This is a genomic window from Loktanella atrilutea (genome assembly GCF_900128995.1).
In the GTDB taxonomy this organism is placed as follows: domain Bacteria; phylum Pseudomonadota; class Alphaproteobacteria; order Rhodobacterales; family Rhodobacteraceae; genus Loktanella; species Loktanella atrilutea.
On sequence record NZ_FQUE01000038.1, the window covers coordinates 1 to 2723 of the forward strand.

Below are 2723 nucleotides of genomic sequence, written 5' to 3' on the forward strand. Positions count from 1 at the left end.
CCGAAGATCGACGGCACCGATTTTTACATGTTCCGCAGCTACGAACCCGGCCGCGACGGGTTCGTCACGATGATCGCGAACTACCAGCCGATCCAAGCCCCCTACGGCGGTCCGAACTACTTCACGATGGACCCCAACGCGATTTACGAGATCCACGTCGACAACGACGGTGATGCGATCGAGGACCTCACGTTCCAGTTCAAGTTCGACAACAACCTCGTCAACAAAGGCAACGGCATCGAGCTGAACATCGGCGGCAAGAACGTTGCCATTCCGCTGCGTCAGGCCGGCCAGATCACCGCCAACGATCGCGAAGGCGCGCTGAACGAAATCGAGAACTACAACGTGTCCGTCATTCGCGGCGACCGCCGCAGTGGCAACGGGCAGCCGCTGACCGCACCGGGCGGCGGCCGCAATTTCAAGAAGCCCCTGGACAACGTGGGCACAAAGACAATTCCGAACTACAATGCCTACGCCAATCGTTTCATCTACGACAACGTGACGATCCCCGGCTGCAATGGCAAGGCACGGGTTTTCGCAGGCCAGCGTGCAGAAGCGTTCGCCGTCAATCTCGGTCCGATCTTCGATCTTGTGAACCTCATCCCGCTGCAGGGCGCCGACAGCGCGGAATATCCACAGTACAACGTACCTGACTATGCCTACAAGGGCGTCGGCATCCAGCAGGACCGGGCGAACGACGATCTGATCGGCAAGGCCAACGTTACTTCCCTCGCCATCGAGGTGCCGATTTCCTGTCTGACCGACGGCGATGATTCGGTCATCGGCGCGTGGACGACCTCCAGCCTGCCGCAGGCCTCCCTCGAGGATCCGTCGCCAACCTACGAACAGGATGCCAAGTTCGGCGGAGCCTGGGTGCAGCAGTCGCGTCTGTCCGCGCCGCTGGTGAACGAGGTGGTGATCGGCCTGCGTGACAAGAACCTCTTCAACGCGGCAGAGCCGACGCAGGACGCGGCCCTTGCCACCTACGTCACGAACCCGACGCTTCCGACCCTGGTGGACATCCTGTTCCGCGACGCGCTCGGTGCATCCGGCAATATCGCGCCGTCCAACTACCCTCGCAACGACCTTGTGGCGGCATTCCTCACCGGCTTCCCGGGCTTTAACCAGCCTGCAAAGGTGACGCCGTCCGAGATGATGCGCCTGAACACGGCCGTGCCGCCGACTCCGTTGGCTCAGCAGAACGTGTTTGGTGTCGTGGCAGAGGATCTTGCCGGTTTCCCGAACGGCCGCCGTCCGGTGGATGACACCGTCGACATCGCGCTGCGCGTCGTCATGGGGGCGCTGTGCTATCCGGTGCCGCTTGGCGCGGAACTCGGCGTGAAGGGTGCCACCGAGGACTCGGCAAGCGATAATGTGAACTTGGGTCTGTGCAAGCCGTCCGATGCGCCGGTGGGCAACCTGCCCTTCACCGACGGTGCGCCGATCAAGCCGTCCGAGCTGCCCGCGGCCTTCCCCTACTTGAACGCGCCGCTGCCCGGCGCGCAGGGTTAAGGGGGAGATCATGCAGTATACGCAAAACGTGATCCGCAACGCCGGCTTCGGCTTTCTGGCGATGGCAGCACTGGTGGCGTGTGACAGCGCCACCGGCGGCAACATGGGCATTGCGTCCTTGGGAAGCGACTTCGTCCGGGCGTTCAACCAGAACCCCAACGACACGCCGATCCCGCTGGATGACGTGACGCTGATCCTGACGCCGACGGTCGAACCGTTCAATCCGTAGTCCGTCGCACATGAACCTAAGAACGGCCGGTCTGGAAGGACCGGCCGTTTTCTATTCCGCGTCCGGCGCGATGCTCGCAGTTCCCCATCGCCGGGCGATGACGCGAACCTCCCGCTCCGTCGCGGTGCGGTGAAGACGCAACAGGCGGCTGTGCAAAGCGATGGTAACGTCATCGACCTCGGCCACGACGTCGACGTCGAAGACGTCCGACGTGAAACCGGCCCCGGGCACTGCAACCACGCCGACCGCAGCCAGATCATCAGGCGTCAGCAGGCCCTTGCGATCTCGGAGCGCGATCAATCTTCCGGCTGTCGCGGCATTGCCGATGACCGCTGCGATGACCGGCAGGGGTGCGGTGTTGAGGTTGACATCGCCGCCGGCAGGCAAGGCGACCAGGATTGTCTTCAGCGTCACTTTCGTTGCCGCATCCATGTCGCGCAGGGCGTCCAGATCGGGCAGCGGCCCGTCGGCCTGCACCTGCGTCAGGATCGACTGCGTCACGCGAGCGGGCAGGCCCACCTGCGCGATCAGCAGGGAAAGGACCTGGGTCGATGCAAACCCGTTATCCTTGAACTGGTTAATGTCAAAGAGGGCCTGCGCGTCGCTGACGCTGACGCTGAACCGTCCGGTTTCCAGCGCGACGGTCTCCTGCTGAATGCGCGCCCAGTCCTCCGTCCGGTTGTCCGTGTCCGGCGCCTCGGTCATGTCGCGCGCCAAGGCCGCCCTGATCGAGGCTTCGCCGCCGAGGGCCAGCGCCTCGGCCTGGCTGGCCGCCGCCATCCTGCGGCTGCGGTCGATCAGGTTGTCCTGCGATGTGAACATCAGCACGACCAGCGCCGCGCCTAGCGCGAGGGCGACAAGAACGTTGACCAGAATGATCCCTCCGTCGCGCTGCATCAGTTGCCGCCGTCAGTCGGGGCGGTGGCGTCGGGCGAGGCGGCGCCGGCCGGCTGCGGCGCCGTCAGCTCGAAGGTCTGGGGGG

The 2723-nt window shown here is 64.3% G+C and carries 3 protein-coding genes; 2 read left to right on the forward strand and 1 reads right to left on the reverse strand.

Going from position 1 to position 2723, the window contains the following annotated elements:
* Nucleotides 1-1512: DUF4331 domain-containing protein (locus BUA54_RS20375; protein WP_072859060.1), on the forward strand; the 1512-nt coding region annotated here is incomplete at its 5' end.
* A 10-nt stretch (nucleotides 1513-1522) separates the two neighbouring features.
* Nucleotides 1523-1741, forward strand: a complete 219-nt coding sequence (locus BUA54_RS20380; protein ID WP_072859061.1) for a hypothetical protein — start codon at nucleotides 1523-1525, stop codon at nucleotides 1739-1741.
* Nucleotides 1742-1792: 51 nt separating this feature from the next.
* On the opposite strand, the gene BUA54_RS20385 is transcribed toward BUA54_RS20380, so the two are convergent.
* Entirely contained in the window at nucleotides 1793-2638 is an 846-nt protein-coding gene (locus BUA54_RS20385; RefSeq protein WP_072859062.1) for a type II secretion system protein GspK, read from the reverse strand.
* Between the last annotated feature and the right edge of the window lie 85 nt (nucleotides 2639-2723).

Coding starts and splice junctions, on each gene's coding strand:
- BUA54_RS20385 (WP_072859062.1), bottom strand. CDS start 2,638: ATGCAGCGCGACGGAGGGATCATTCTGGTCAACGTTCTTGTCGCCCTC.
- BUA54_RS20380 (WP_072859061.1), top strand. CDS start 1,523: ATGCAGTATACGCAAAACGTGATCCGCAACGCCGGCTTCGGCTTTCTG.